Origin of the sequence: Streptomyces sp. NPDC087428, assembly GCF_044744085.1 — a bacterium.
Classification (GTDB): domain Bacteria; phylum Actinomycetota; class Actinomycetes; order Streptomycetales; family Streptomycetaceae; genus Streptomyces.
Genome location: NZ_JBIUXR010000008.1, coordinates 23,112 through 48,311, shown reverse-complemented (window position 1 = coordinate 48,311; position 25,200 = coordinate 23,112). Strand labels below are relative to the sequence as shown.

The window sequence follows — 25,200 nt, the reverse complement described above, 5'->3', positions numbered from 1 at the left end:
GCAATGGGGTGACACAGAGCGCCCGGATCTGGGTACGAACGTCCCCATGACGCCTTCCGCCACGTACCGGCTCCAGCTCCAGCCGGACTTCCCGTTCTCGGCCGCCGAGGACGCCGTGCCGTACCTCGCCACGCTCGGCGTCTCCCATCTGCATCTGTCCCCGGTCCTGGAGGCCGTGCCCGGCTCCCGGCACGGCTACGACGTCGTCGACCACGGCCGGGTGCGCGCCGAGCTGGGCGGCGAGGAAGGGCTGCGGCGGCTCGCACGCACCGCCCGGGAGCACGGGCTCGGGCTGGTCCTGGACATCGTGCCCAACCACATGGCGGCCGATCCCCGGCACAATCACGCGCTGCGGGAGGTCCTGCGCGAGGGGCCCGGCTCCCCGTACGCCCGCTGGTTCGACATCGACTGGGCGGCGGGCGACGGGCGGGTCCTGCTGCCCGTGCTCGGCGGCCGGCTCGGCGAGGAGATCGGCGCGCTCCGGGTCGACGGGGAGGTGCTGCGCTACGGCGAGCAGGAGTTCCCGCTCCGGGCCGGCACCGCCGGTCTCGACCTGCCCGAGCTGCTGGACGCCCAGCACTACCGGCTCGGCTGGTGGCGGCTGGCCCGGACCGAGCTGAACTACCGGCGGTTCTTCACGATCTCGGAGCTGATCGGGGTGCGGGTGGAGGACCCGGAGGTCTTCGCCGCCACCCACGCCAAGATCCTCGAACTGGTCCGGGACGGGACCGTCGAGGGGCTGCGGATCGACCACCCGGACGGGCTCGCCGACCCGGCCGCCTATCTGGAACGGCTCTCCGGGGCGAGCGGCGGGGTGTGGACGGTGGTGGAGAAGATCCTCACCGGTCCCGAGCCGCTGCCGGCCGGCTGGGCGGTGGCCGGGACGACCGGGTACGACGCGCTGCACCGGATCGACGGTCTCTTCGTCGACCCGGTGGGCGCCGCGGAACTGCTCGGCCACTACCGGGAGTCCGCCTCCCCGGCCGGCGACCGGGGAGGCTACTGGAACGCAACCGTGCGCCGGGCCGCGTACCGCGTCGTCACCCATGAGCTGGCCGCGGAGACCGCCCTGCTGACCCGGCTGGCGTCGCGCGTCTGCGCCGAGGACCCCGCGCTGCGCGACCACGCCCCGTGGGCGCTGCACACCGCGGTGCGTGAACTGCTGGTCCGGGTGCCGGTCTACCGGCCGTACGTGACGGCCGGCGGGCCCTGCACGGAGTCGGCCGGGGCGGCGCTCGACGCGACGGCGGTGAGCGACGCCAAGGCGGTGTTCGCCGTGCGGGAGGAGGCGTCGGCCGTCGACGTGGTGCGGGAGCTGGCGCTGGGGCGGCTCGGTCCGGGGGGTGACCGGGCGGCGTTCTGCGACCGGTTCGCGCAGACGGCGTCCGCGCTGCGGGCCAAGTCGGTCGAGGACACCGCGTACTACCGGTACGTGCCGCTGGTCTCGGCCAACGAGGTGGGCGGTGATCCGGGGCAGCCGGCGGTGGCTCCGGAGGACTTCCACGCCTTCTGCACCCGGCTCGCGCGGGACTGGCCCGCCACCGGCACGGCGCTGACCACGCACGACACCAAGCGCAGCGCCGACGTCCGGGCCACCGTCGCGGTGCTCTCGGAGTGTCCGGGGCCGTGGGCGCGGCTGGTGGCGGAACTGGCCCGGACGGCCCCGGCGGCCGCCCCCGATCCGCAGCTGGCCTGGCAGGCGTGGCAGACCGCGTTCGGCTGTGTGGGGTTCCCGGCCGCTGAGCAGGCGGCACGGCTGGAGCCCGCGCTGCTGAAGGCGGTGCGCGAGTCGGGTCTCTTCACCAGCTGGACCGAACCCGATCCGGGGTACGAGCGGGCGATGTCCGACTTTGTCGCCGCCGGTCCGGCCGCGGGGACCGGTCCGGTGCGGGCACTGCTGAACCGGTTCGCGGACACGCTCGCCCCGCAGGTGCGGGCCAATGTGCTCGGCGCGGCGCTGGTGCAGCTGACGATGCCGGGGGTGCCGGATCTCTACCAGGGCACCGAGCGCGCGTATCTGGCGCTGGTCGACCCGGACAACCGGCGGCCGTTTCTGCGCCCCTCCCCTGACCTGCCTTCCGGGGCGCTCTCGGAGGAGAAGGAGGCGCTCACGGTGGCGGCGCTGCGGCTCCGGCGCGCGCGGCCCGGAGTGTTCGGCGAGTCGGGGACGTACGCCCCGCTGGCGGCCTCGGGTCCGGCGGCCGGGCACTGCCTGGCGTTCTGCCGCTCGGGCGAGGTCGTCACCGCGGTGACCCGGCTGTCGCTCCGGCTGGCGGAGTCGGGCGGCTGGCGTGGGACGGAGCTGACGCTGCCGGACGACGGGGTGTGGCGGGATCTGCTGACGCCGGGCCAGGAGTTCTCCGGCGGCACGGCCGCGGTGTCCGAGCTGTTCGCCGGGCGGCCGGTGGCGCTGCTCAGCCGGGCCGTACCAGAAGGGACCGCGGGCCCCGGGTGAGCAGGCCGGTGGCGGCCGGCCTGAATCCGTCCGCCCAGCGGAGCCGGGGCATGGCGTCCAGCAGGGCGCGCAGGCCCTGTTCGGCCTCCAGCCGTCCGAGCACCACGGCCGGGCAGCCCGCGGGGCCGGTGGTGGTGGTACGGCCCTGGTCGCGGCGGAAGGGGTCGAACAGGTCCGGTGCGGCGAACCGTTCCGGATCGCGTCCCGCCGCGCCGATCAGGCAGGCGACGGGGGTCCGTGCCGGGAGGGTGCCGCCGCTGAGGGTGACCTCGGTGAGGGTGCGCCGCAGCACGACCTGGACGGGCGGGTCGCGGCGCATCGACTCCGTCCAGGCCCGCCCGGCGAGTGCCGGTTCGACGCGCAGCGCGGCCAGCAGGTCGGGGTCGTCCAGCAGGTTGGCCAGCAACGAGGCGAGCGCGGTCTCGCGCAGCCCGGTGTGCCGGGTACAGGGCCCTTCGTCGGCGGCGGCGCCGCCGGCGGTGCGCGGCGGGGCCCGGAAGGGCCCGGCACCGGCGGGCAGCCAGTGGCAGAACTCCTCGACGAGATCGGCCTGCCGGCGTCCGGCGATGCGCCGGGCCAGCACGTACGCGGTCCGCTCGACGCGTTCGGCCAGGTGCCGGGGCGCGGTGCCGGTCACCACCGTGTACCGGTCGCGGGGCAGGCAACGGGCACTGCCGTGGCAGAGGCCCAGCGGTGCGGGGCCGCCGCGCGGTGCCCCGTCGTGCGGGAAGCCGGTGAACCCCGGGCCGGTGAGCGCGGCGACCACGTCGTCGTACCGGCTGATCAGCCAGGCCCCCAGGGGGGCGTCGTAGCTGAGCGGGTACTCCTCGCGCAGCACCCGGTAGAGCCGGTACGGGTCGCGGGCGGCGCCGGGGGCGAGGAGGCTCGGTCCGGCGGGGCGGGCCGTCCGGCGGTTCCGCGCCGGCCTGGCGGCGCGGTGGTCGGGCGAGGGCGTCGGGGCGGGTATGTCTCCGGGGGCGTCGGCCTGCATCCGTACCCCCGGGCGGTCGGTGCGCCGGTGTGCGGCGCGGTCCCCCTCAGGGGATCACCGGGCCGGGCCCGCCGCAGTCGGCGCGCGGCCGTCCGGGTGACGGGGCGCCCGCCGCCCGGCCCGGCGGCGTCCCGCGCTCACCGCCCGCCCGGTGCCGGGGCGGTCCTCGGGTCCGGCGGCCAGGACGCGTCCAGCAGTTCGGTGAACGCGGCGGCGGCGCCGGTCAGTTCGACGCGGGAGAACACCGCGAGCGGGCGGGCCCACGGCGGGTCGACGGCGAGCACCGCGCAGTCCTCGCCGACCGCTCCCCGGACGACGTGCGCGGGTGCGGTCGCGATGCCGACCCCGGCGGCCGCCATGCGTACCGCGGTCGAGGTGTGCTCGGTCCGCACCGCCGTACGCGGGACGAATCCGGCCTCGGCGCAGACCCAGTCCAGGAACGGCCGGCCGTGCACGACGGCCTCCATCGCACAGCGCACCCAGGCGCGCTCGGCGAGCTCCTGGAGGCGGACGGAGGCGCGTCCGGCGAGCCGGTCGTCGAACGGGACGACCAGGACGATCTCCTCCTCGCCGATCGGGACGACGGGGCCGGGCCAGTCGGCGGGCGGCGGGCCGACGGCGAGGTCGGCGGTGCCGCGCTCGATCTGCTCCTCCAGCGCCTCCGTGGTGGCGTACTCATGGAGCACCAGACCGACGCCGGGGTGCGCGCCGCGCCAGCGGGCGAAGACCTCGGGAAGGATGCCGACGGCGATCGCGTGCACGGTGGCGATGTGGAGTTCGCCGCCCTCCGCACCCGCCGCCGCCCGCGCCGCGCGCCGGGCCTGGGCGGCGCTGCGCACGGACCGCTCGGCGTGCGGCAGGAAGGCGCGGCCCATCGGGGTCAGGCGCACCCCGCGCGGCAGCCGTTCGAGCAGGGCGCCGCCGACGGTCCGCTCCAGGGCCTTGATCTGGTGGGACAGCGCGGGCTGGGTGACGTGGAGCAGTTCGGCGGCCCGGGTGAAGGAGGACTCCTCGACGACGGTGAGGAAGTACTCCATCTGACGCAGACTCATCGCGCCGCTCCCCGCCCTCAGCCATGAACGTTGTGCATCGGACCCACACAAACATTGCCTTGGACTCATGGCAAGGGCCGGGCGGAGGGTGGGAGCCATGACACAGACGGAGAAGGTGACCGGGACCGATGTGCTGGTGATCGGCGGGGGGACGGGCGGCTACTCGACCGCGCTGCGGGCCGCGGCGCTCGGCCTGGGCGTGGTTCTCGTGGAGCGCGACAAGGTGGGCGGCACCTGTCTGCACCGGGGCTGCGTCCCCAGCAAGGCGATGCTGCACGCGGCCGAGCTGGTCGACGGGATCGCGGAGGCCCGTGAGCGGTGGGGGGTGAAGGCGACCCTGGAGTCGGTGGACTGGCCGGCGCTCGTCGCGACCCGTGACGACATCGTGGACCGCAACCACCGCGGCGTGGCCGGCCACCTCGCGCGCGCGGCGGTGGAAGTGGTGCACGGCAGCGCGGAGTTGACGGGCCCGCGCAGCGCCCGCATCGGCGGGTACGGGGAGGTCACCGCCCGGCGCGGTGTCGTGCTCGCCACCGGGTCGCGGCCGCGCATGCTGCCGGGGCTCGTGGCCGACGGGCGGCGGGTGGTGACCAGCGACGACGCGCTGTTCGCCCCCGGTCTGCCGGAATCGGTGCTGGTGCTGGGCGGCGGGGCGATCGGCGTCGAGTACGCCTCCCTGCACCGGTCGATGGGGGCCCGGGTCACCCTGGTGGAGGCCGCGGACCGGCTCGTGCCCCTGGAGGACGCCGATGTGTCCCGGCATCTGACCCGTGGTCTGAAGAAGCGCGGGATCGATGTGCGGACGGGTGCGCGGCTGCTGGAGGCGGCCGTCCTCGACGACGGGGTGGGGGCCACCGTCCGCACCCCGCGCGGTGAGAGCCGCACGGTGGAGGCGGAGCGGCTGCTCGTCGCGGTGGGCCGGGCCCCGGTGACGGACGGTCTGGGGCTCGGCGCGGCCGGGCTGGGCACCGACGGGCGCGGGCATGTGGTCCCTCGGGACTGGGCCCGGCTGGAGACCGCCGTGCCGGGCATTCACGTGGTGGGCGACCTGCTGCCGCCGCCGTCCCCGGGGCTGGCCCACGCGTCCTTCGCCGAGGGGCTGTTGGTGGCCGAGACGCTGGCCGGACTGCGTCCGGCGCCGGTGGACTACGCCGCGGTGCCCCGGGTGACGTACTCCGCCCCGCAGACCGCGTCGGTGGGGCTCTCCGAGGCACAGGCCCGTGACGCCGGGCACGACGTCGTGGTCAACACGATGCCACTGACGGCGGTCGCCAAGGGCATGGTGCACGGGCAGGGCGGCATGGTGAAGGTGGTCGCGGAGCGGGACGGCCGGGTCCTGGGCGTCCATCTCGTCGGGCCGCACGTCTCGGAGATGATCGCCGAGAGCCAGCTGATCGTCGGCTGGGACGCGGAGCCGTCCGACGTCGCCCACCACGTGCACCCCCACCCGACGCTCTCGGAAGCGGTCGGCGAGGCCTTCCTCACCCTGGCGGGCCGCGGACTGCACCAGCAGGCGTGAGAACGGGCCGGGCGGGCCGTTCGTGGACAGAACAGCTAGGCGGGCGGCGTGAGCGCGGGTGCGGAGAGCCGGAACATCATCGTGCCGAAGCTCACCTGGTCCCCCTCGCGTACCGAGACCGTGCCCGTGACGCGCTGTCCGTTGACACAGGTGCCGTTGGTCGAGCCCAGGTCGCGCAGCAGCCACCGGCCGCCGCGCACGGTGAGTTCGGCGTGTGTCCGGGACACGGTCTCGTGGCTGAGGCGCAGCCCGTTGCCCGGATCCCGGCCGATGAGCAGGGGGTGCGGGCTCGGCGCCGGCAGCAGCAGCTTGGGCAGCCGCTCGGCCCACCAGGCCCTGCGGACCCGCTCGGGGAAGCCGGAGACCCCGCCGACGACCCGCATCAGCTGCCGCGTCCAGCGGCCGCCGCTGTCCAGGTCGGCGGTGAGCGCGGCCAGCTCCTCGGAGCGGTTCGCGGTCAGGGCCAGCTCCATGCGCCGCATGAAGGTGTCGTGGGAGAGCTTTCCCTGCGCCGCGCCTTCTCTGAGCACGCCGAGAACACGGTCGCGCTGGGCGTCGGACAGCCGCGCGGGATACGTGTGGAACTCGAAGGAGGACGTCACAGGGCCAATTGTCGGGCCGACCGCCCCAAGGTGTCCAGAACGGCCGCGTCCTCCTCGCTCCTGACCTGCGCGCGGGCGGGCCGGCCCGTCAGCCCCGCGCACACCCCCGCACCCGGATATCCAGGGGCGCCGGGGGCGAGAGGTTGCTACCGTCTGCCGCCGTGCCGGCCCGGCGACCGCCGGGCGCCTGCGTAGTCCCTGGAGACTTTGTGCCTGATGCACCACTCGAACTGACCGTCCGTCCGCTCGCCGGCCCGGAGGAGCTCGGTCTCTTCCGCCGGCTGTCCTACGTCCTCGATCACGAGCTGGCGGACGACCTCGGGTCCGGCCGCCGCCGCCCGGAGTGGATGTGGGTGGCCCTGCGGGGCGAGCGGGTGGTGGCGCGGATCGCGTGGTGGAGCCCGGACGGCAGGGCGCCGCTCCTTCTCGACTTCTTCGACCTCGACGACACCCTGCCCGAGCCCGAGCGCGGCGAAGCGGGCCTGCGGCTGCTGGAGACGGCGACCGCGGCGGTCGTGCCCGCGGGCGGCCCGCGTCCCGAGTACGGGCGGTACGTGCCGCCGGACTGGCGTGCGGACCCGGTGGTCCGTGATGCCGTCGAGGCCCGGATCCGGGTCATGGAGCGCACCGGGGCCCGGATGCTGGTCGAGCGGCTGCGCCTGGAGTGGCGCGCGGGCACCCCGGTGCCGGCCGACAGCGGCCGGCTGCGCTTCCGCCCGGTGGCCGGGCGCGAGGACCTCCTCGCGCTGATGGCGCCCGTGATGGAGGGCACCCTCGACGCCCACGGCCAACAGGATCTGGCCTCCGGGCTGTCGGGGCGCCGCGCCGCGGAGAAGCATTACGACGAGGAGCTGGCCGGCTACACCACCCCGCGGGAGTGGTGGCGGATCGCGGAACTCCCCGGCGGTGAACCGGTCGGCTTCGTGATCCCGGCGCGCAACAGCTACAACCCGATCATCGCGTACATCGGTGTGCTGCCCGCGCACCGTGGCCACGGCTACATCGACGACCTCCTCACGGAGGGCACCCGGGTACTCGCCGGGCAGGACGGGGTGGAGCGGATCCGGGCCGCGACGGACGTGGGCAACGTGCCGATGGCGAAGTCCTTCGAGCGTCTGGGGTACGTCGACTTCGAGCGCGCCTTCGACATGGTGTGGGACTGACGGAGCCGCCGCGGCAGGCGGTCCGGGCCGCGTACCGGACCGCCTCCCTCTCGTGCTCGTCTCCGTGGGCCGGACGTGGGATCGGGGTCTTCCCGGCGGCCGGCCGGCCGCGGACGCGAAGCCCGCGGTGCGCGGCGCCGGAGGGGGCCGTTCGGGAGCGGCGGCCGGGCCCGGACCACCATGGCATTCGACCTGCGCGAACAGGCATGATGGGCACTCAAGTTCCGTACGCCCCACCACATGCCGCGTGTCCCCGCCGCCCCACCGGCTCCGGGGGCCGGGAGGTCAGATACGTGTCACGCCAGATGCTCACCGTCGCAGTGGACGGTTCGGGCGATTTCCGCACCGTCGCGGAGGCCGTCGCACGGGCCCGTACCGGGGCTGTCGTCAGCATCGGTCCCGGCCGCTACGAGGAGTCCCTCACCGTTTCCGCCGCGATCACGCTGACCGCGTCCGAGGGGGCCGGAACGGTGGAGCTGGCGCCCCGGCGCGGCACCGCGCTGACCCTCACCGGCGACGCCGTGATGGTGAGCGACCTGGTGCTGCGCGGCCACGATGACGAGCTGCCGGTCGTCGACTCGCCGCGCGGACAGATCGCGATGGACCGGTGCGAGGTGCACGGCTCGGCGTGGGCGGCGCTGTTCGCGCGCGGCAGTGGGTCCCTCGCCCTGCGCGAGTGCCGGGTCAGCAATCCGGCGGGCGCCGGTGTGGTCTCGACGTCCGGGAACGAGAGCTTCCTGGAGGACTGCGTCGTCGAGCACCTGGGCACGTCGGCGGTGGTGGCCGGGGAGCGCGGGCGGATCACCGTGCGCGGCGGCAGGTTGCGCGACACCCGGGGCAACGGGGTACTGACGAACGGCCAGGCACACCTGCACCTGGAGGACTGCGAGATATCCGCGGCGGACAAGCCCGGGGTCGCCGTCGAGGAGGACAGCACGGTGCGCATGGTGCGCGGCTCGGTCCGCGAGGCGGTGGTCGGGGTGTACGTGAGCTCGACCGGGCCGACCGTGCTGGAGGAGGTGTCGGTGACCGACACGACCGGGCACGGGTTCGTGCTGGGCGCCGGAAGCTCCCCCACTCTGACCGCCTGCCGTACGGAACGGACCGCTGGGCACGGTCTGTTCGTGACCGAGCGCAGCCGGGGCACGTTCAAGGACTGTGTGTTCGCCTCCGCGCAGGATGCGGCGATCCGGGTGAACGGGTTCTCCTCGCCGGTGCTGACCGGGACGGTCGTGGCGGACGCGAAGGCCGTCGGGGTACTGCTCGACGAGGACTCGGCGGGTGAGTTCGACCGCCTGGAGGTACGGGACGCGGGCGGGTCCGGCATCGTCGTCCGCACCGGCGCCAACCCGTTGTTGCGCCGCGTCACCGTCACGCGGCCGGGTTCGCACGGGGTGGAGGTCTCCAAGGACGGACGGGGCCGGCTGGAGGAGTGCGTCGTCGAGGCGTCGGCCGGCTCGGCCGTGCACGTCTCGGGGCACGGCACTCTGTACGTCGGCGGCAGCACGCTGCGCACGGCGGCCGAGGCGGGCGTGCACGTCGGGGCACTCGGCACGCTCACCCTTCGCGACACCGCCGTCCAGGACGCGGCCGGGGCGGGCGTCCGGATCGAGGCGAAGGGCGAGCTGTCCGCCGCGCGGGCGCGGGTCACCGGCTCGGGTGAGCACGGTGTGCTGGTCGCCGCGGGCGCACGGGCGGCCCTGAAGACCTGCGAGGTGTCCGGCTCGGGCGCCGACGGCGTACGGATCGAGGGCACCGACCCGGCGTCACTGATCGGCTGCACGGTACGGGAGAACCGGGGCAGCGGGCTGCGCCAGGCGGTGCCCGGCGACCGGCTCGCCGTCGAGGGCCTGAACAGCGCGGACAACGGTGCTCCCGATGCCTGGGGCAGTGCGGCGGGCGCAGAGGCGGCGGGCGGCGGGCGACTGCCCGGCGGTGCGGTTCCGATGGCCGCCGAGCCGGACAAGGACACCGGCCCGGTGGCCGAGCTGGAGTCCCTGATCGGTCTCGCCGACGTGAAGCAGCAGGTCCTGACGCTGATCAATCTGAACCGGCTGGCGCAGCGGCGCGCCAGCCTCGGCATGCCCGCCCCGCCCATGAGCCGCCATCTGGTGTTCGCGGGCCCGCCCGGCACCGGCAAGACGACGATGGCCCGGCTGTACGGGTCGATCCTGGCGTCACTCGGAGTGCTGCGCACCGGTCACCTGGTGGAGGTGTCGCGGGCCGACCTGGTGGCACAGATCGTCGGCGGCACCGCGATCAAGACCACCGAGACCTTCAACAAGGCGCTGGGCGGTGTGCTGTTCGTCGACGAGGCGTACACCTTGCTCTCCGACGGCGGCGGTTCGGGCGCGGACTTCGGCCGGGAGGCCATCGACACCCTGGTGAAGCTGATGGAGGACCATCGGGAGGACGTGGTGGTCGTGGCGGCCGGCTACCCCGAGGAGATGACCGGCTTCCTCGCCTCCAACCCCGGTCTGGCCTCCCGGTTCACCCGCACCGTGGAGTTCACCGACTACACCTCGGACGAGCTGGTCACCATCGTCGAGCGGATGTGCACGGGGCACCACTACGAGCTCGAACCGGCGGCCCGGACCGCGTTGCACGGCCACTTCGAGGCCATTCCGCGCGACGCGTCCTTCGGCAACGGGCGCACCGCCCGCAAGGTGTTCGAGGAGATGGTGGACCGTCAGGCATCCCGGCTCGCGGGCATGCCGGAGGTCAACGAACGGGATCTGGCGGTACTGACCGCCAGGGACGTCGGCGTGACCGCGGCCGTGGGCCGCAGGGCCGACGACGACCCGCTGCTGCGGCTCGACGCGCTGGTGGGACTCGCAGCCGTCAAGCGGGAGGTGGGCGACCTGGTCAACCTGCTGGCCACCGCCCGCCGCCGCACCGAAGCCGGACTGCCGGCACCGCGCATCAGCAACCACCTGGTCTTCGCGGGGCCGCCCGGCACCGGCAAGACGACGGTGGCCCGGCTGTACGGGGAGCTGCTGGCCTCGCTGGGCGTGCTGCCGCGCGGCCAGTTGGTGGAGGTGTCGCGGGCCGACCTGGTGGGCCGGTGGGTCGGACACACCGCGCAGCTCACCAAGGAGGTGTTCACGCGCGCGCTCGGCGGTGTGCTGTTCATCGACGAGGCGTACACCCTCACCCCCGCCGGGAGCGGCGGCTCCGCCGATTTCGGCCAGGAGGCCGTGGACACCCTCCTGAAGCTGATGGAGGACCACCGCGACGAGGTGGTGGTGATCGCGGCGGGCTACACCGAGGAGATGGCGCGCTTCCTCGGCTCCAACCCGGGTCTCGCCTCCCGTTTCCCCCGGCACATCGAGTTCCCCGACTACTCCAGTGACGAGTTGGTCACGATCGTGCGCCAGCACGCCGTCGACAACGGCTACGAGTGCGCGCCCGGCGCCGCCACCGCGCTGCGCGCGCATTTCGACGGACTGCCCAGGGGGCGCACGTTCGGCAACGCACGCCTCGCGCGGCAGACGCTGGAACAGATGATGACGCGTCAGGCGGGGCGGTTGAGCACGGTCGTGGCGCCGAGCCTGGACGATCTGCAGCTCCTGCTGCCGGAGGACCTGGCAGGCCTGCGTCAGCCTTCCTGAGAGCTGTCCCCGCCGCGCACTCCTCCCCCGGACCCTCCGGACCTCACCGAACAGAGGAACGTCCCGCATGCACCGCCGTACGACCGTTCTGCTGCTCAGCACCGCTCTCACTGCCCTGCCGGGCCCGCTCGCCCTCGCGGACGACGGCGGCAACAGCAGCAGCAGCGGACAGGTGGTGCTGCCCGGGGTTCCCGAGCGGCTGTCCGCACAGCAGGCGTGTACGGCCTTCAAGGGCCGGGCCGCCTCCGACGCCCCCTGGACGCGCCGGGCGCTCGGCCTCGACCAGGTGTGGACCCTGTCGCAGGGGCGGGGCGTGACGGTCGCGGTCGTCGGCACCGGGGTGAGCGACGGGCCCGCCGTACTGGCCGGCCGGGTCGACGCGGTGGGTGACGCGGGCGATGACTGCGTGGGCCGGGGGACCTTCCAGGCGGGTCTGGTCGCGGGGGCGGCCACCCCCGGCCAGGGCTTCTCCGGGGTCGCCCCGCAGGCGAGGATCCTTGCCATACGGGGCACGGGCGTCCGTGGCGAACCCGACCCGGCACGCCTGGCGGCCGGGGTGCGGGCGGCGGCCGAGCGCGGGGCCGGGGTGATCACCGTGACGGCTCCGCTGGACGGCGCGGACAAGGCGGTACGGGCGGCGCTGTCGGTCGCCGCGGCCAAGGACTCGCTGGTGGTGGCCCCGGCGGCGGCGGACAGCGTCCCGCCCTCGACCAGCGGCGACACCCCCGCCAAGCCCGCTCCCGCGCCTCCGAAGGGTGTTCTCGCCGTACTGGACACCGGCCCGCAGGGCACCCGTCCGGAGACCGCCCCGCCCTACACGCGCGCCGACCTCACCGCACCCGGCGACGCACTCGTCGGGCCGGGCCCGGTGGACGGCGGCAAGTGGACCGGCTCGGGCTCGTCGCTGGCGGCGGCGGTGACGGCGGGCACGGCGGCGCTGGTCCGTTCCTACCACCCGGAGCTGAAGGCGGCCCAGGTGCGGGAGAGGCTGCTGCGCACGGCGTACCCGGCGGACCTGCCCGCGCTGGATCCCTACGGTGCGGTGGCGGGCGCGGAGGCCCCGGCCCCGGATGCGGCGGCGGCACGGCCGGACCCGGTGAGGCCGGTGTCCCCGCCGGACGCCGCGAGTGCCAGGAACACCGCGCTGCTGGTCACGGCGGGCGCCGCGGGGACGGCTCTGCTCGTGGCGTTCCTCGCGGCGGCGCTGCCGCGGGGGCGGGCCAGGGGCTGGCGGCCGGGACGGCTGGACCCGCGGGGCACCCGCGGGGAGGGCGGCACCGCCTGAGGACAGCGGCGCCGGCCGGGACGGGCGGCCCGCTCTCGCACCCGCCCGCCCACCGGAACCCTGCCTCTACCCCTCCTGCCCCGCCGCCTCCTGCGGCAGCGCCACCTGCACGAGCGCCGCCTTGCGTCGGGCGATCCGCAGCGCACGCCCCGGCGGCAGGATCCTCGGCTTGACGCTGTCGAAGACGTAGCCCTCCGACGGTGGGCAGGACAGCTGGAGGGCCGGGGAGTTGACCTCCTGGAGCTTGCGCATCAGGGGGTCCAGACGTGACGCACCGGTCGCGGCGCGGGCGACGACCACATGGAGGCCGACCTCGTAGCCGAGCGGAATGTGCGGCAGAAGCGGTTCGAAGGGGCCGCTGAAGCCGGTACCGACCATTTCGTAGTCGTCGACGAGCACGAACAGGCGCGGCCCGGTCCACCAGTCGGCCCGCCGCATCCGGGCCGGGGAGATGTCCTCGCCCGGGGCGCGGACGACCATCGCCCGGGTGACCCCGTCGATGAGTTCGCGCAGCGGGTCCGCCGCCACCGCGTGGCCGAGGCGGTACTCCTCGGGGACGGCCTCGACGAGCTCGCGCCGGTAGTCGACGACCAGGATGCGCGCCTGCTCGGGGGTGTGGGTCGCGACGATCTGCTGGGCGAGCAGCCGCAGCGCGCTGGTCTTGCCGCTCTCCGTGTCCCCGATCAGCATCAGGTGCGGGCTCTGCCCGAAATCGTGCCAGACCGGGGCGAGTTCGGCCTCGTCCAGGCCGAACGGGATGCGCAGCGGCCGGGCGGGGTCCGTCGGCGGAAGATCGGCGGCGGTGAGGTGGGCCGGAAGCATGCGGACGGGCGGGGCCGGCGGGGCATCCCAGTGCTCGGCGACGGCCTCGACGAGGTCCGCGAGGGCGTCGGTGAGGTCCTCGGCCTCCTCGCCGCCGTCGATGCGCGGGAGCGCGGTGAGGAAGTGGAGCTTGTCGGGGCTCAGACCGCGCCCGGGTACGGCGGGCACGGTGGCGGCCTTTCGGATGTCGATGGCGGAGTCCATCGGGTCGCCCATCCGCAGCTCCAGACGGTTGCCGACCTGGTCGCGGAGGGCGGCGGAGAGCTCCACCCAGCGGGAGGTGCTGACCATGAGGTGGACGCCGTAGTTGAGGCCTCGGGTGGCGATGCCGTTGAAGACGGCGATGTCGTCGAACATGTCGCTGCGCACCGTGGACCAGCCGTCCACGACGAGGAACACGTCGCCCAGCGGCTCGTCCGGGTACTGTCCCTCGGCCCGCCGCCTGCGGTAGGTCGCCATGGAGTCGATGCCCTGCTCCTGGAAGAACAGCTCCCGCCGGTTGAGCAGCGAGGTGACCTCGGCGAGGGTGCGGGAGATCCGTTCCCGGTCGAGACGGCCGGCGACCCCGCCGACGTGCGGCAGTCCGGCGAGGCCCAGCAGGGCTCCGCCCCCGAAGTCCAGGCAGTAGAACTGCACTTCGCGCGGGGTGTGGGTGAGGGCGAGAGCGGCGATGAGGGTCCGCAGCACGGTGGACTTGCCGCTCTGGGGACCGCCTGCGACGGCGAAGTGTCCGCCCGAGCCGGAGAAGTCGACGGTGAGCAGGTCGCGCACCTGGTCGAAGGGCTTGTCGACGATGCCGACGGGGACGCGCAGCTTGCCCCGGTCGGGGGAACCCGTCGTGGTGAGGCCGAAGTCGGGGTCCGGGACCAGCGGCGGCAGCAGTGCGTCGAGGGCGGGCGCCGCGTCCAGCGGAGGCAGCCACACCTGACGGGCGGGCGGGCCGCTGTCGCGCAGCCGGTCGAGGGCGAGGGCGAGGAGGGACTCGCCGGAGCCGGGGTCGGGGGCCGGCGGCTCGGGGGCCGAGGGCAAGGTGCGCGGCACCACCCAGTCGGTGCCCCACGGGACGACCTGCCGGGCGATCTGCGCCTGCTGGACGGTGCCGCGCCTGCTCGTGTACGCCCCGGAGACGTACGCGGCGCGGAACCGGGTGAGGGCTTCGACGCCGCTCTTGAGGTAGCCGCTGCCGGGGGTGGGCGGCAGGTGGTACGCGTCGGGGACGCCGAGCACGCCGCGGCTCTCGATCGCGGAGAAGGTGCGCAGGCCGATGCGGTAGGAGAGGTGGGACTCCAGCTGGTGCATTCGCCCCTCCTCCAGCCTCTGCGACGCGAGGAGGAGGTGGACGCCGAGCGAGCGGCCGAGGCGGCCGATCATCACGAAGAGGTCCATGAAGTCACGGTGCGCGGAGAGGAGTTCGGAGAACTCGTCGACAACGATGAAGAGGGAGGGCAGGGGTGCCAGCGGGGTGCCGGAGGCGCGGGCCTTCTCGTACTCCAGCACGGAGGAGTAGTTCCCGGCCCGGCGCAGCAGTTCCTGGCGTCGCATCAGTTCGCCGTGCACGGCGTCCTGCATGCGTCCGACGAGGGGGAGTTCCTCGACCAGGTTCGTGATGACGGCCGAGGTGTGCGGCAGCTCGTCCATCCCGAGGAAGGTGGCACCGCCCTTGAAGTCGACGAGGACGAAGTTGAGGGTCTCGGACGAGTGGGTGAGGGCCAGGCCCAGCACAAGGGTGCGCAGCAGTTCGCTCTTGCCGGAGCCGGTGGCGCCGATGAGCATGCCGTGCGGGCCCATGCCGCCCTGGGCGGACTCCTTGATGTCGAGTTCGACGGGCATCCCGTCCTCACCGACGGCTATCGGCACCCGCAGCCGGTCGCGGCTCTCCAGCGGGCGGGTGTCCCACAGCTTGGCGGGGTCGTGGCGGCGCAGGTCCGCTATGCCCAGCAGGGAGGTGAGTTCGGTGTCGGTGGCGAACGGCTCGGCCGAGACCGCACCGCCGCCGAGGCGGTACGGGGCGAGCCGGGCGGCCAGCGTACGGGCGGCGAGCGGGCCGAGCGTGTCGGGCTCACCGAGCAGGGTGGCCTGCTCCTTGCGTTCGCGGTCGGTGCGCACCAGGTGGAGTCCGCCGTCATCGATGCGCAGCCGCAGGGTGCCGCGGGCGGGCTTCCAGGCCAGCGCCTCTGACAGGTCGACGACGACGGCGTTGCGGTACCCGGCTCCTTCGAGGCGGTGGCCGCCGGGCACGGTGCCGCCGTCCACGACGATGACGGTGAAGGGCTCCTCCCGGCCGGGCGCGGTCTCCGGGTCGAACGGCGGACGTTCGGTGAAGTCCGCACCGAGCAGCTCGTCCAGCTCCACGAGTCCGGCCGCAACGGTACGGGCCTGCCCCGCACCGTCGCGCTGGTAGGCGTGCTGGGTGTGCGGCAGCCACTTCACCCACTCCCAGTCGGCGCGCCGCGCGTCGGAGACGCAGAGCGCGACGGTGAGTTCCTCGGGTGCGTGGAATGCCGCGAGCTGGGCGATCAGGGCGCGGGCGAGGGAGCGGGCCCGGTCGTTGTCGCCGTGTACGAGGATGCGCGACCAGGCCCGCAGGTAGAGGGCGATGGGCTGGCCGGGGACGGTTCCGTACGCCCGGATGAAGCTGCGCAGGGCGTGCGCGGTGAGCGGTTCCAGGTCCTCGACCGGTTTGGTGGCCAGCGGGGCGAGCCGGGTGCCGAGCTTCTGCTCGCCGACGGCGACCCGTACCTCCGCGAAGTCCTCGTCGGCGGGACGGCGTTCCCACTGCCGGCTGGTGCCGGTCAGCGCCCACAGTCCGGCCGGGTCCGGGTGCCGCCAGGCCAGGGCCTTCTGCTGATCGGCCACCGTGCGGCGGATCTTGCGCCGGGTCTGGGCCAGGTACCGCAGGTAGTCCCGTCGCTCGCCCTTGAGCTTGCGCTTGCGTTCGCCCGCGCTGCGCATCAGCTGTCCGACGATCATCGCGACGGACGAGAGCAGCATCAGCCCGATCGCCAGGTAGCTGAAGGTGGTCGCCTGGCCGGGCCTGATGAACATCATCATCATGGCGAGTGACGTCAGGCCCATGGGGAGGTACATCCACATGGCCGAGGTGTTCGGCTCCGCCTCCGGGAGAGCGGGCGGCTCCTGGAGGCTGATCTCGCCGTCCGGCATGTCGGGGCCCCGCCGGCGGGCGGGGCGACGGAACAGAACGGTGCTCACGCGGAATTACTCCTCGGGCTCGTCGCCTCGGACGCGGTGGGGAGGCAGGGGATCCAGGGCGGTTCAGCACGTGTATGCCCGGCACGGGGGGCGCACCAGGGGCTGACGGCCTGACGCGGGATCAAAGGTAGTGTGCGGTGATCAACTTTGGTATCCCCGCCCCTCGGAGAGGTGTGGCCCCGCCGCATGTCAGACATATCCGCCCCCGGCCTCTGTCGGCTCACGGTAAGAACTCAGGAACGGCTCATCGATCTGGCGGTCCCCGCCGACGTCCCCGTGTCCGACTTGCTGCCCATCCTTCTCGACCACGCGGGCCACGACCTGGCGGAGAGGGGGATCGAACACGGCGGCTGGGTGCTGCAACGCCTGGGCGGGGAGCCCCTGGACGAGGAACGCACCCCGGAGGGCCTGGGCCTGCGGGACGGCGAGACGCTGTTCCTCCGTCCCCGCACCGAGGCACTCCCGCCCGTCCACTTCGACGACCTGGTGGACGGGGTCGCCGTCACGATGCGCGACCGACCGCACGGCTGGGAGGACCGCACCAGCCGGTGGCTGCTGCGCGGCACCGCGGTCGTGCTGCTCACGGCCGGGCTGCTGGTGCTGGCGCTGCCGGGCGGCTCCGCGGCGCTGCGGGCCGCGGTCGCGGCCGCCACCGGACTGCTGGTGCTGTTCGGTGCCGCCACGGCGAGCCGGGCGGTGGGCGACTCCGCCGCCGGCGCCGCGCTCGGCGTCCTCGTCGCCCCGTATCTGGGGCTGGCCGGTGCGCTGCTGCCCAGTGGTGACGCGGATGCGCAGCTGATGGGTGCCCGGCTGCTCGCCGGTTCGGCGGCGGCCGCGGGCGGGGCGGTCCTGGCGGTGGCCGCGGTCGCCGCCTTCGTGCCGCTGCTGCTGAGCGCGGCGGTGGTCGCGCTCGCGGGCGCCCTGTGGGGCGCCCTGATGCTGGTCACCGACTGGCCCGCCGCACATGCGGCGAGCGTCCTCGCGGTCCTCGCGGTCGTCTTCGGCGGCCTGGTTCCTGGCATCGCCTTCCGGCTGTCCGGGCTGCGGCTGCCCGCCCTGCCCACCAACGCCGAGCAGCTCCAGGAAGGCATCGAACCGCACCCCAGCCGGAGTGTGGTGAGCCGCACCGCGCTCGCCGAGGAGTGGATGACCGCCCTGTACGCCGGGACCGGTCTGGTGTGCGCGGTCGTCCTGACCGTCCTCGTCCTGGACCGCCCGAACACCGCCGCCCTGGTCACCGCCGGAGTTCTGTGCCTGCTCCTGCTCCTGCACGCGCGCGGCATCGGCAACGTCTGGCAGCGGCCCGCGGTGATGCTCCCGGGCCTGTACGCCCTGGTCCTGATGGCGGTGCGGGCTGCCCGTTCGCTGGAGGCCGGGCAGCGCCCGTTCCTGATCGCGGCGCTCATCGCCGTCGCAGCGTCGGCGGCCATCGCCTCGTGGACGGTGCCCGGCCGCCGGGTGCTGCCCTACTGGGGCCGGGCGGCGGACATTCTGCACAGCCTGCTCGCCGTCGCCCTGATCCCGCTGACTCTGTGGGTGCTGGGCGTGTACACGGCCCTGCGCACCGCCAACGGCTGAGGGGCGTACGACATGCAGTCCAGGAAGGACCAGGTCCAGGCCCACCTCTTCGTCATGGGGCGGCTGACCAGCGGCATGCTGCGGGGCGACCCGGACTCCCCGGAGTCCCCGGTGGGCCGCACGAACCGGGGCATGGCCTGGGGCATCGGCCTCGGAGTCGTGCTCGTCGTCGGGTTCCTGCTCTTCGGCATGATCTCCCCCGCGGGTTCCAAGACCTGGCGGCAGGAGTCCGCGCTGATCGTGCAGAAGGACACCGGTACCCGCTTCCTCTATCTCGGCGGGACGCTGCGCCCAGTCCGCAACTACGCGTCGGCGAAGCTGATCGCGGCCGATGAGCTGAAGGTGGTCTCGGTGTCCGGGACATCGCTGGCGGGTGAGCGGCACGGGACCCCGGTCGGCATCCCCGGCGCCCCCGACGCGCTGCCCGGCCTCGGTGACCTGGAGCAGGGTGCGTGGCAGGTCTGCGCCGAGGAACCGGACCGCACGGGCGCCGACCGCACCGGCCGCCGCCCCGTCACCTCGCTGCGCCTGGGCCTGCCCGCCGGCGGGGTCTCCCCCGGCGAGGACCGCGCGGTCCTCGTCCAGGGCCCGGACGGCAGCACGCACCTGCTGTGGGGCGATCACCGGCTGCGGCTCGGCAAGCACGGTGCGGCCGAGGCGCTGGGCTACTCCGGGGCGACGCCGGTGCCCGTCTCGGCGGCGTTCCTCGACAGCGTCCCGGCCGGACCCGACCTGACCGCGCCCGAGGTGGACGGCCGGGGCGCGGCCGGCCCCCGGATCGGCGGGCACGCCGGCCGGACGGGCCAGGTGTACGCACTGGCCTCGCCGGGCACCGTCACCCAGCACTTCCTGCTGGAGAAGAGCGGGCTGCGCCCGCTGAGCACCCCCGGGGCGGCCCTCGTGCTGGGCGACGACCGGACGGCGAAGCTGGCCTACAAGGGGTCGGTGCCGGCCGCGCTCCCGCTCACCGCGGACCAGCTGGCCCAGCACCGGGCACCGGCGGCCGAGGCGGCCAAGGACCCGGCTGACTGGCCGTCCCGCATCCCCGTCGTACGGGACCCGGGTCCCGGCACGTCGGTGTGCGCCCGGATCCAGCCGGAGGGGGCCGCGCCCCGGGTGGCCCTGGCACTGGTGCCGGCGACGGTACGGGCCGCTCCGGTGGCCTCCGGTCCGGAGATCCGGCGGGCGTGCCTGGCGGTGGACGGTCTGGAGGTACGTCCCGGGGGCGGCGCGCTCGTGCAGGCGCTGGGGGCGGGCGGCTCGGTGATCGGCACGACGACGTACCTGGTCACCGATGTGGGCATCAAGTACCGCTTGCCGGACGCGAAGTCGGTGGAGCGGCTCGGCCTCAAGGGCGGACACGCGCAGGCGGTGCCGTCGCGGCTGCTGGACATGCTGCCGACGGGGCCGGTGCTGGACGCCGCGGTGGCCGGCGGTGAACGGGCGTCCCTCGCGGGCCCGTCGGAGCAGCCGTGCGGATGAACGGCCGGTGAAGGGGTGACGTCCGCCCTTCACCGGGCCTTCAACTGCGCCCGTTCACAGGCCGATGGACGCCTGTCGGCGTCATCAATGATCAATTCCAGCTCAGATCTCACCTCTGAGCATTGCTTGCGCCACACCCGCATCTCTAGCATCAACAGACGCTCAAGTTCTGGAAAGGACAACTGCCATGTCGACTCCCCCCGCCCCTCCCGGCAACCTCCAGACGTCGTCGCAGTCCGAGAACCAGAAGGGCTACACCGCGCTGAGCACGGTCCAGAGCGGCATCAAGCAGTCCCAGGAAGAGGTGCGGACCACCATGAGCGGCCTGATGTCGGCGTACGGGGGCCAGGACGGCGGCGCGTACCAGCGGCTGCTCACGGACTGGAGCGGCCAGGTGGACATCATCACCAAGAACATCGGCCAGATGATCGAGAAGCTCCAGGAGACCGGCGTGCTTCAGCGCGGCCTTCAGGGACGGACCACGGAGACCATCCAGAGCAGCAGCCGGTCGAACGACGTCTTCGGCCAGCTGACCTGATCGCCGGTACGGCGCCTCCCCCTTCCCGTCCCCGCCCCGTCTCCCCCTCCAGGAGTTCGTCATGACCACCCCGTACGACCCCTCCAACAAGACCGACGGCATCATCCACGTCGAGTACAGCCGGGTGGACCAGGCCGCCGAGGACATGCGCCTCCAGACGACCCGCATCCAGTCCCTGGTGCAGGCCCTCAACGAGGAACTGGCCGGGCTGCACGGTGCCTGGCAGGGTGCGGACGCGGCGACGTACGCGGCTCTGCAGAACCAGTGGAACCAGGCCACCACCCAGCTGGGCCAGGTCCTGACGAAGCACAGCTCCACGCTGAGCGACATCTCGGACCAGTACCGCAAGCACGAGAACCGCAGCGCGTCGGAGTGGGGGACCATCCGCGTCGGCGGGTGACCGCCCGCCCCAGCCTCCCGCCTGCCCCGCCTCCCCCGTCGATTGTGAGAAGCCATGGCGGCCGACCCGACCAATCTGTCGCACCTGGACACGGAGTCCCTCCAGAAGTTCGTCGACACCGACGTGCAGGAGTTCATCGACCTGCTGACCGCGCTGGAGAAGGACACCGAGACGGGTGGGATCTCCTCCCTGAAGTTCCTCAGCGCCCAGATGGCCACCCCTGAGGTGGGCCTCAGCAGCCATGTGCTCAAACTCGGCAAACTGGTCGGGAAGGACGCGACCCCGCTGAGCGCGAATCCGCTGGTGGAGTACCTCACGGGCGCGGCGGGGTCCCAGGCGGGCGTCATCAGCAACCAGTTGAAGCTCTTCAACGACATCCAGAAGAACATGAAGACGGTGCTGGAGACGATGAAGAAGAACCAGGCGGACAGCCTGGAGGACATCAAGAGCCAGGAGTTCCTGAACGACCTGGGCGATGTCGACGGGGACCTCGCCCCGACCCAGAAGACCGCCTGACCCCCACTTCTCGTCTCCGCTCGTCGCACAGACCCGTACAAGGAGTGTCCTGCCCGTGGCAGCCGATTCAAGCTGGGAATCCGTCGTCAAGCAGCTCACCGGCTTCGACGGCGGCACCAGGGCCAACGTGGCGGCCGTGGGCGGTGCGGACGCGAAGTCGGGAACCGGCAGCGAGTGGATGCGGGTCACGGTCAAGAGGGTCACCAAAGCGGGCGTGCCCGACGACCGCAACACCACGGGCGAGGTGGAGGCGGGCGAGACTCCCGAACGGGTCATCCAGTTCTACGGCCCCTCCGACGGGCAGACCAGCACCTACCTCGACGTCTACAAGGCGACGATCTCCCTCCCCTGGAGCTCGTCCAGCGGCGCCGACTGGAGCAACACCGGGAACGCCGGGGCCTATGACTACGGCTACGGGAAGGCGCTGGAGGCCCTCCGGGACACCTTCACCACGGACGGGTTCGGTGGTGGGTACGACCACACCCCGGCGGTCGTCACGGCCGACGCGATCAACCTCAAGGAATTCAGCCCCATCGCCGAGGCGTTCAACAGGGTCGTCGACTACTTCTCCGCCAAGTCCGTCGACCTCGAGAAGTGGGTGAAGCAGCTCGACGGCGAGTTCTCGTCCTATCAGGGCAGCGGAGCGGACGTCTTCCGCGACCTGATCGACGCGGTGGGCCTCGGCTACAAGGACTTCCTCACGCTGATCGCGCCCAGAACGGGTGCGGTGCAGCCCGGCGGCGGCAGAGACTTCAAGAGCAACAAGGACTACAAGTCCCGGTCCGTGGTCGGGGACAAGCTCATCGACGCCGAACTCGCGATCTGGACGGCGGCGAACGAACTCGCCACGGCCTGGAACGGCTGGCAGAACAACTCGGACCCCGGCGTACAGACCGCGGTCAACACGGCCTACGCCGGTCTCAGGGCCCGGCCGGCGAACGTATGGCTCGGCACATCCCATCTCGACGCGCTGCTCGACGATCTGGCGATGTGGCTGAACGAGAACAACATCATGAAGATGCGGCAGAACTACGGCAACAACAAGCCCGGGGACGGCTTCCTCCACATCCACCCGGTCTACGGGAATCTCACCGTCGAGGGCGACTGGAAGAACCTGGCGACGCTGGCCTGCACCAACTGGCTCGCCACTCTCGCTCCTCTCGACCAGGCGGCGAGCAAGGCCATGCTGGAGCTCAACCAGGCCATGGTCGGGCTGAACTCGGATGCGTCCTTCCCGTTCAAGGCCGGCGCCAACAGCCTCACGGAGGCCAACGCCGCCGACGAGGCGGGCCGCGCCAAGGAGGAGGCTGAGAAGGAGAAGGCCGACGCGGAGAAGGAGAAGGAGGACGCCAAGAATGAGATGGACAAGTTCAAGAAGGACCTGGACAGCGACGGTGGAACCGGCGACATCGAGCCTCCGCCGCAGATCGGGGAGAACGACACCGGCGGTGAATTCGGAGGCGGCGGAGCCGGCAGCGGCGACCTCGGTCTGAACGGCGGAAACAGCGGGGCGGGTGGGAGCGGCACCGGGATCGTCCCTCCGCCCACGCTCGGCCTCAACGGCACGGGCGGCGGCAGCGGCCTGGGCGGCGCGAACGTCCCCGTCGGGAATCCCGACGGCTCCACCAGCATCACGAACCCGGACGGTTCGACCACCACCACCTACCCGGACGGCCACAAGGAGATCACGCCCGCGGGCGTCATCCCGCCTCCGCTGTCGCCCAACGCCACGGGCGGAAACACCGGCGGCTACCCCGTCAGGACGGTCAAGGGCCCCGACGGCAGCACCACTTCGTACAACGCCGACGGGTCGCGCACCACCACGCACAAGGACGGCACGACCACCACCGTCAACCCCGACGGCACCTCCGTCACGAACAATCCCGACGGCTCGAAGACGGTCCTGAACAAGGACGGCGGCGAGACCATCACCTACCGGGACGGCACGAAGGCCACCATCAGCCCGGACGGCACGACGGTCACGCAGTACCCGGACGGCACCTCGACGAAGCTCGCCCCGAACGGCACGCTCACCAGCACCGACGCTCAGGGCCACAGCACCACCAGCCACCCGGCGCCCGGTTCGACCGTCAGGAACCCGGACGGTTCGTCCACGGTGTACGGCAAGGACGGCACGGTCACCACCACGCACGAGGACGGCACGAAGACCACCGTCTCAGCGAACGGCACCGTGACCACGGTCGACCCGGACAGCACCAAGACCGTCTCGCACCTGGGCAAGGGCACCTCCACCGTCCAGTACGCCGACGGCTCGGTGTCCCAGGTGGGCAAGGACGGCACGGTCTCCACCACGTACCAGGACGGCAGTACCACCAAGCTCGGCCCCGACGGTACGTACACCACCACCGACGCCGACGGCCACAAGCAGACCGAGCACCTCAACACCACCGGCAGCGGTGGTACGCAGACGCAGACGAAGCACAACGCGGACGGCTCGTCCACGACGACGTACCCGGACGGCACCGTCGACAAGACCCTCAAGAACGGCGGCCACCAGATCAGCTACCCGGACGGGCGCACGGTCACCACCGACGCGTACGGGCGGACGACCGGCACGTCGGGCGGTACCGGCGGGCTCGGACCGAACAGGACCGGTGGCGGCAGCAGCGACTTCGACTACTACGACTACCCGGACGGCGGCAGCGGCGGATCGCCGCTGGGCGGCGGGGGTTACGGCGACCCGGGCGCTGACACCGGCGGGGGTGGCCGGCTCCCGCTGAACCCGCTCGGCAACCAGGGGCTCGTCCCCGGAGGCGGCACGGGAGCCGCGTCGGGCGCCGCCGGGACCGGGCTGGCCGGGGAGCGCGGCCGGGCGATGGCCGCGGGCGAGGCGTCCGCCGCGCGCAGCGGTAAATCGGCTCAGCTCGCCGCGGAGGAGGCCGCGACGGCGAGTCGGCGGCCCAGCACCACCTCGTCCGGCGGCACGCCGATGATGCCGCCGATGGGCGGTGGCATGGGCGGCGGCGCGGGCGGCAACACCCAGAGCGACGAACGCGAGCGGTCCACCTGGGTGAGCGAGGACGAGGACACCTGGGGCACGGACGAGGGTGGCGTGTCGGCGGTGATCGGCCGGTAGCCGGCCGAGGAAGGGACCGAGTGACATGAGCGGGATGAGCGGGATGAAGGGCGCGGAGCGCATATGAGCAACCCGATGGAAGAGCACCTGGCCGAGGCGCTGGCCGAGTTCGAGGAGGCCCGGACCAAGCTGACCGAGGCCGGGGCCGCCGCCGCCCGGATCTCCGCGACCGTCATGGCGAAGGACCGCTCGGTGGAGGCGACGGTCGGACCGCAGGGCGAGCTGACGAACCTGCGCTTCCCCACGGCGAGGTACCGGACCATGCCCCCGGCGCAGCTCGCCGACGTGCTGATGTCCACCATCGGATCGGCCCGCGCCCGAGCGGCCGAGCAGCTCGCCGACGTGTACCGGCCGTTCGGCCCCATCCCCGGTCTCTCGCCGACCGGCGAGGGCGGCTTCCAGGAGCTGGACTGGGACGCCCTGTTCGCCCCGCTGCGCGAGGAGGGACTGCCGGTGCCCCCGTCGAAGGCGCCCACCCCCTCGTCCGGTGGCGCGCTGCTCGACGAGATCGTCGAAGACGACGACGCGGCCGGCACGGACGGGGGGTCGCAGCGATGAGCGGACTCGACGTCGACACCGATGGACTCGACCGGAGCGGCGAGAACCTGGACCAGGTGGCCGACCACATCAAGCTGATCCGCGACGACTACCTCGACAAGATCACCTCGTACCACGGGTGCTGGGGCACCGACAAGTTCGGCATGACCTTCGCGGAGAAGTACCTGCCCGCCGTCGAGGACGCCAAGACGGGGATCACCGAGCTGAGCAACGCGCTGAACGGCAGTGCGCAGAGCCTGCGAGACGCCTCGACGGTCTTCGGCAACCTCCAGACCGACATCACCGACTCGCTCGGCCAGCACTCCCGGAAGAGCTGACCCC

17 protein-coding genes are annotated in these 25,200 nt (G+C 73.2%); 13 read left to right on the top strand and 4 right to left on the bottom strand.

Annotated features, from left to right (window positions below; genetic code table 11):
• Positions 1 to 46: 46 nt before the first annotated feature.
• The gene (gene treY, locus ACIO3R_RS18115) at positions 47 to 2,455 is read left to right on the top strand and encodes a malto-oligosyltrehalose synthase (RefSeq protein ID WP_402106674.1); all 2,409 of its coding nucleotides are present in this window, start codon (positions 47 to 49) and stop codon (positions 2,453 to 2,455) included.
• Here treY and ACIO3R_RS18110 read toward each other — a convergent pair.
• Together ACIO3R_RS18110 and ACIO3R_RS18105 are read right to left on the bottom strand one after the other, a co-directional pair.
• Positions 2,415 to 3,446, bottom strand: a complete 1,032-nt coding sequence (locus ACIO3R_RS18110) for a cytochrome P450 (RefSeq protein WP_402106672.1) — start codon at positions 3,444 to 3,446, stop codon at positions 2,415 to 2,417. The genes treY and ACIO3R_RS18110 overlap by 41 nt on opposite strands.
• A 137-nt stretch (positions 3,447 to 3,583) precedes the next feature.
• On the bottom strand, positions 3,584 to 4,498 hold the full coding sequence (locus ACIO3R_RS18105) for a LysR family transcriptional regulator (RefSeq protein WP_385026208.1): 915 nt from the start codon (positions 4,496 to 4,498) through the stop codon (positions 3,584 to 3,586).
• A gap of 97 nt (positions 4,499 to 4,595) precedes the next feature.
• Here ACIO3R_RS18105 and lpdA point away from each other — a divergent pair, with 97 nt between their 5' ends.
• Positions 4,596 to 6,017, top strand: coding sequence for a dihydrolipoyl dehydrogenase (lpdA, locus tag ACIO3R_RS18100; protein WP_402106668.1), 1,422 nt, complete (start codon positions 4,596 to 4,598; stop codon positions 6,015 to 6,017).
• A gap of 35 nt (positions 6,018 to 6,052) precedes the next feature.
• Here the strand turns inward: lpdA and ACIO3R_RS18095 are convergent, their stop codons facing one another.
• The gene (locus tag ACIO3R_RS18095; RefSeq protein WP_385026203.1) at positions 6,053 to 6,619 is read right to left on the bottom strand and encodes an FHA domain-containing protein; all 567 of its coding nucleotides are present in this window, start codon (positions 6,617 to 6,619) and stop codon (positions 6,053 to 6,055) included.
• Positions 6,620 to 6,828: 209 nt separating this feature from the next.
• Between ACIO3R_RS18095 and ACIO3R_RS18090 the strand changes: the two genes are divergently transcribed.
• From ACIO3R_RS18090 to ACIO3R_RS18080, 3 genes are all read left to right on the top strand, one after another.
• Positions 6,829 to 7,782, top strand: coding sequence for a GNAT family N-acetyltransferase (locus ACIO3R_RS18090; RefSeq protein WP_402106666.1), 954 nt, complete (start codon positions 6,829 to 6,831; stop codon positions 7,780 to 7,782).
• A 305-nt stretch (positions 7,783 to 8,087) separates the two neighbouring features.
• Positions 8,088 to 11,393 (top strand): right-handed parallel beta-helix repeat-containing protein, encoded by a 3,306-nt coding sequence (locus ACIO3R_RS18085; protein ID WP_402107144.1) that lies wholly within the window; start codon positions 8,088 to 8,090, stop codon positions 11,391 to 11,393.
• Positions 11,394 to 11,460: 67 nt separating this feature from the next.
• The gene (locus ACIO3R_RS18080; protein WP_402106664.1) at positions 11,461 to 12,678 is read left to right on the top strand and encodes a S8 family serine peptidase; all 1,218 of its coding nucleotides are present in this window, start codon (positions 11,461 to 11,463) and stop codon (positions 12,676 to 12,678) included.
• A 66-nt stretch (positions 12,679 to 12,744) separates the two neighbouring features.
• Here the strand turns inward: ACIO3R_RS18080 and eccCa are convergent, their stop codons facing one another.
• A complete protein-coding gene (gene eccCa / locus ACIO3R_RS18075; RefSeq protein WP_385026194.1) occupies positions 12,745 to 16,710 on the bottom strand; it encodes a type VII secretion protein EccCa in 3,966 nt (1,321 codons plus the stop codon).
• Between the two features lie 186 nt (positions 16,711 to 16,896).
• Between eccCa and eccD the strand changes: the two genes are divergently transcribed.
• From eccD to ACIO3R_RS18035, 8 genes are all read left to right on the top strand, one after another.
• The gene (eccD, locus tag ACIO3R_RS18070; protein WP_402106661.1) at positions 16,897 to 18,288 is read left to right on the top strand and encodes a type VII secretion integral membrane protein EccD; all 1,392 of its coding nucleotides are present in this window, start codon (positions 16,897 to 16,899) and stop codon (positions 18,286 to 18,288) included.
• A 12-nt stretch (positions 18,289 to 18,300) separates the two neighbouring features.
• Positions 18,301 to 19,770, top strand: a complete 1,470-nt coding sequence (eccB, locus tag ACIO3R_RS18065; RefSeq protein ID WP_385026188.1) for a type VII secretion protein EccB — start codon at positions 18,301 to 18,303, stop codon at positions 19,768 to 19,770.
• Between the two features lie 187 nt (positions 19,771 to 19,957).
• Positions 19,958 to 20,308, top strand: a complete 351-nt coding sequence (locus ACIO3R_RS18060; RefSeq protein ID WP_402106658.1) for a hypothetical protein — start codon at positions 19,958 to 19,960, stop codon at positions 20,306 to 20,308.
• Positions 20,309 to 20,369: 61 nt separating this feature from the next.
• Positions 20,370 to 20,708 (top strand): WXG100 family type VII secretion target, encoded by a 339-nt coding sequence (locus tag ACIO3R_RS18055; protein WP_363026200.1) that lies wholly within the window; start codon positions 20,370 to 20,372, stop codon positions 20,706 to 20,708.
• A gap of 54 nt (positions 20,709 to 20,762) precedes the next feature.
• Entirely contained in the window at positions 20,763 to 21,224 is a 462-nt protein-coding gene (locus ACIO3R_RS18050) for a type VII secretion system-associated protein (RefSeq protein ID WP_402106655.1), read from the top strand.
• Positions 21,225 to 21,279: 55 nt separating this feature from the next.
• Entirely contained in the window at positions 21,280 to 24,321 is a 3,042-nt protein-coding gene (locus ACIO3R_RS18045; protein WP_402106653.1) for an AAWKG family protein, read from the top strand.
• Positions 24,322 to 24,384: 63 nt separating this feature from the next.
• Positions 24,385 to 24,879: a YbaB/EbfC family nucleoid-associated protein gene (locus tag ACIO3R_RS18040; RefSeq protein ID WP_385026176.1), complete on the top strand. Its 495-nt coding sequence runs from the start codon at positions 24,385 to 24,387 to the stop codon at positions 24,877 to 24,879.
• Complete coding sequence (locus tag ACIO3R_RS18035; protein ID WP_402106650.1) at positions 24,876 to 25,196, top strand: WXG100 family type VII secretion target; 321 nt, start codon at positions 24,876 to 24,878, stop codon at positions 25,194 to 25,196. The genes ACIO3R_RS18040 and ACIO3R_RS18035 overlap by 4 nt, the downstream gene beginning before the upstream one ends.
• The last annotated feature ends 4 nt before the right edge of the window (positions 25,197 to 25,200 follow it).

Excerpts from the sequence above, each read along its gene's own strand:
- ACIO3R_RS18055 (WP_363026200.1), top strand. The coding sequence starts at position 20,370 with ATGACCACCCCGTACGACCCCTCCAACAAGACCGACGGCATCATCCAC.
- ACIO3R_RS18050 (WP_402106655.1), top strand. The coding sequence starts at position 20,763 with ATGGCGGCCGACCCGACCAATCTGTCGCACCTGGACACGGAGTCCCTC.
- ACIO3R_RS18110 (WP_402106672.1), bottom strand. The coding sequence starts at position 3,446 with ATGCAGGCCGACGCCCCCGGAGACATACCCGCCCCGACGCCCTCGCCC.
- eccB (WP_385026188.1), top strand. The coding sequence starts at position 18,301 with ATGCAGTCCAGGAAGGACCAGGTCCAGGCCCACCTCTTCGTCATGGGG.
- ACIO3R_RS18085 (WP_402107144.1), top strand. The coding sequence starts at position 8,088 with ATGCTCACCGTCGCAGTGGACGGTTCGGGCGATTTCCGCACCGTCGCG.
- ACIO3R_RS18040 (WP_385026176.1), top strand. The coding sequence starts at position 24,385 with ATGAGCAACCCGATGGAAGAGCACCTGGCCGAGGCGCTGGCCGAGTTC.
- treY (WP_402106674.1), top strand. The coding sequence starts at position 47 with ATGACGCCTTCCGCCACGTACCGGCTCCAGCTCCAGCCGGACTTCCCG.
- ACIO3R_RS18035 (WP_402106650.1), top strand. The coding sequence starts at position 24,876 with ATGAGCGGACTCGACGTCGACACCGATGGACTCGACCGGAGCGGCGAG.
- ACIO3R_RS18060 (WP_402106658.1), top strand. The coding sequence starts at position 19,958 with ATGTCGACTCCCCCCGCCCCTCCCGGCAACCTCCAGACGTCGTCGCAG.
- lpdA (WP_402106668.1), top strand. The coding sequence starts at position 4,596 with ATGACACAGACGGAGAAGGTGACCGGGACCGATGTGCTGGTGATCGGC.
- eccD (WP_402106661.1), top strand. The coding sequence starts at position 16,897 with ATGTCAGACATATCCGCCCCCGGCCTCTGTCGGCTCACGGTAAGAACT.
- ACIO3R_RS18080 (WP_402106664.1), top strand. The coding sequence starts at position 11,461 with ATGCACCGCCGTACGACCGTTCTGCTGCTCAGCACCGCTCTCACTGCC.
- ACIO3R_RS18105 (WP_385026208.1), bottom strand. The coding sequence starts at position 4,498 with ATGAGTCTGCGTCAGATGGAGTACTTCCTCACCGTCGTCGAGGAGTCC.